Raw genomic sequence first — 3453 nt, 5'->3', positions numbered from 1 at the left:
ATGCCCCGCCTTCGCGGGGCATGACACCGTCATTTGGGCAAGCGCGCGAATTCCAACGCGCAGCCGGAGACTAGCCCCCGCCCGGATAGTTCGGCGCCTCGCGCGTGATGGTGACGTCGTGGACGTGGCTTTCGCGCAGGCCCGCGCCGGTGATGCGGACGAACTGGGCCTTGTCGTGCAGGTCCTTCATGTCCTTTGCACCAACATATCCCATCGCGGCGCGCAGGCCGCCGGCGAGCTGGTGCATGACGTTGCCGACCGGGCCCTTGTAAGGCACCTGGCCCTCGATGCCTTCGGGCACGAGCTTGAGCGTGTCCTTGATGTCCTGCTGGAAGTAGCGGTCGGCCGAGCCGCGCGCCATCGCGCCCACCGAGCCCATGCCGCGATAGGCCTTGTAGGAGCGGCCCTGCCACAAGAACACTTCGCCGGGCGTCTCGTCGGTGCCGGCGAGCAGTGAGCCGACCATCGCGATGTCGGCACCGGCAGCGAGCGCTTTGGCAAGGTCGCCGGAGAACTTGATACCGCCGTCGGCGATGACGGGGATGTCGGACTTCTTCGCCGCTTCCACCGCATCCATGATCGCGGTGAGCTGGGGAACGCCGACGCCTGCAACGATCCGCGTGGTGCAGATCGAGCCCGGGCCGATACCGACCTTGATGCAGTCCGCGCCTGCATCGATCAGCGCCTGCGCACCCTCTGAGGTCGCGACGTTGCCGGCAACGACCTGCACCGAGTTGGAGAGACGCTTGATGCGGTTGACCGCATGGAGCACGTGACGGGAATGGCCGTGCGCGGTGTCGACCACGACGAGATCGACGCCGGCGTCGATCAGCCGCTCGGTGCGCTCGAAGCCGCTGTCACCGACCGTGGTGGCGGCAGCGACCCGGAGGCGGCCCTGCGCGTCCTTGCAGGCCAGCGGATGGGCGACCGCCTTCTCCATGTCCTTTACGGTGACCAGGCCGACGCAGCGATATTGCTCGTCGACCACGAGCAGCTTCTCGATGCGGTGCTGGTGCAGCATCCGCCGCGCCTCGTCCTGGCTGACATTCTCGCGCACCGTGACGAGACCTTCATGCGTCATCAGTTCGGAGATTTTTTGCTGGCGGTCGGTGGCGAAGCGGACATCGCGGTTGGTGAGGATGCCGACCAGCTTGCCTGGCGTGGACTTGCCCGCACCGGTGACGACGGGAATGCCGGAGATGCCGTGATCGCTCATCAGCTTGAGCGCGTCGTCCAGCGTGGCATCGGGGCTGATGGTGAGCGGATTCACCACCATGCCCGACTCGTAGCGCTTGACCTGCCGCACCTGGGCGGCCTGCCCTTCGGGATCGAAATTGCGGTGGATGACGCCGATGCCGCCGGCCTGCGCCATGGCGATCGCCATGCGGGCTTCGGTGACCGTGTCCATGGCGGAGGCCATGATCGGGATGTTGAGCGGAATGGCGCGGGTGACGCGGGAGCGGATGTCGACCTCACCTGGCATGACGTCCGACAGGCCCGGCTTCAGCAACACGTCGTCGAATGTGAGGGCTTCGCGAATGCCTTGTTGCACCGTGGCCATGTGCCAACTCCTTCCGCGGCCCTGCCGCAAATAAGTATGGATGAGCGCCGCCCTCGACGTACCTTGCGGCAACGCCGGAGAATCGGAGCCCATCGGTGGGGTTGACGCGGGTCGATAGCACGGGCGGGCGACGAATCAAAGCAATTCGGACCGCCGGCCAGCCATGCACAGGCTTTTTTGGGCAGATTGAGCCGGGATAACCGGCGGCAGCTCGTGCCGGCGGACGGCGTCCACGCCCCTCCTGTGCCGGCAGATCATCACGTTCTCCGACGCAGGACGCACCCCACCCTGGGGTCGCGCAGGATTTAGGTGCCATGCGTCGATCCGCAATGGTCGCGGCCCAGTGGCGGTGATAAGCCGCAATTCTCGCCCTTTTCCAATTTCCATTACCAATCCGTCATGGTCGACAAGCAACGCATCATTCCGCTGATCGTGGCCACTGCTCTCTTCATGGAGAACATGGACTCGACGGTGATCGCCACGTCGCTGCCCGCGATCGCGGCCGACATCGGCACGAGCCCATTGACGCTCAAGCTCGCGATCACCTCCTATCTGCTGTCGCTTGCGGTGTTCATCCCGGCGAGCGGCTGGACCGCCGACCGGTTCGGCGCGCGCATGGTGTTTGCGATTGCCGTCGGCGTGTTCATGGTCGGCTCGGTCGGCTGCGCGCTCTCGACATCGGTCACCGATTTCGTATTCGCGCGCATCCTGCAAGGCATGGGCGGGGCGATGATGACGCCGGTCGGGCGCCTCGTGCTGTTGCGGTCGGTCGACAAGAGCGCGCTGGTCAATGCCATGGCGTGGGTGACGGTTCCTGCCCTGATCGGTCCCGTGATCGGGCCACCGCTCGGCGGCTTCATCACCACCTATGCGTCGTGGCACTGGATCTTCCTGATCAACATCCCGATCGGGCTACTCGGCATCTTCATGGCCTTGCGCTTCATCGATCCTATCAAAAGCGAGGAACGAGAGCCGTTCGACCTCTACGGCATGGTGCTCGCGGGCCTCGGGCTCGCCGGCATCGCCTTCGGGCTGTCGGTCGCCGGACTCAATCTGCTGCCATGGAGCACGGTTGCCGCCCTGGTCGTCGGCGGATCGATCTCGATGACGCTGTATGTCATTCACGCGCGGCGAACCGGATCGCCGGTGCTCGACTTCACGCTGCTGAGGCTGCCGACACTGCGCGCGGCCATTCTCGGCGGCTTCATGTTCCGGCTCGGCATCGGCGCGCTACCGTTCCTGTTGCCGCTGCTGATGCAGATCGGCTTCGGCCTCTCGCCGTTCAAGTCCGGCCTCGTCACGTTTGGCTCCTCGCTCGGCGCCATGGGCATGAAAGCGCTGGCCGCACGCATCATCCGCGCCTTCGGCTTCCGCAACCTGATGACGGTGAACGCGATCATCAGCGCAGTTTTCCTCGCCGCCTGTGCCCTCTTCACGGTGACGACGCCGCTGCTGATCATCATGATCATCCTCGTGGTTGGCGGCTTCTTCCGTTCGCTCGAGTTCACCGCGATCAACACGGTTGCCTATGCCGAGGTCGAGCACGCGCAGATGAGCCGCGCCACCACGCTCGTCAGTGTCAACCAGCAGCTCGCGGTCTCGGCCGGCGTCGCCGTCGGCGCCGCGTCGGTGGAGACGACGATGTGGCTCAGCCATGTCAGCGAGCTCAATGCCACCGTGTTCGCGCCCGCCTTCGTCGTCATCGCGCTGACCTCGGCGGCGTCGAGCTGGTTCTTCTGGCAGATGCCCGCCGATGCCGGCCACGAAGTCTCCGGCCGCAAGGCCGTGGAGATCGCGAGCCGTAAGGGTGCCGGCAAGGGCGCGGCCAAGGCGGCCGTCAAGGCGGCGACCGAGGATACGCAGGACGTGCGGGATCAGCGGCTGGGGTAGCC

2 protein-coding genes are annotated in these 3453 nt (G+C 65.7%); one reads left to right on the top strand and one right to left on the bottom strand.

Annotated elements, in window-relative coordinates:
• Positions 1-70 precede the first annotated feature (70 nt).
• Entirely contained in the window at positions 71-1561 is a 1491-nt protein-coding gene (guaB, locus tag IVB47_RS11020; protein ID WP_007609139.1) for an IMP dehydrogenase, read from the bottom strand.
• A 399-nt stretch (positions 1562-1960) separates the two neighbouring features.
• Here guaB and IVB47_RS11015 point away from each other — a divergent pair, with 399 nt between their 5' ends.
• Positions 1961-3451, top strand: coding sequence for an MFS transporter (locus IVB47_RS11015; protein ID WP_247433958.1), 1491 nt, complete (start codon positions 1961-1963; stop codon positions 3449-3451).
• Positions 3452-3453 lie beyond the last annotated feature (2 nt).

The organism is Bradyrhizobium sp. 62, assembly GCF_023073035.1.
Taxonomy (GTDB): Bacteria; Pseudomonadota; Alphaproteobacteria; order Rhizobiales; family Xanthobacteraceae; genus Bradyrhizobium.
Note: the sequence above shows the minus strand (reverse complement) of the source record. Positions and strands in the feature narration are given on the sequence as shown.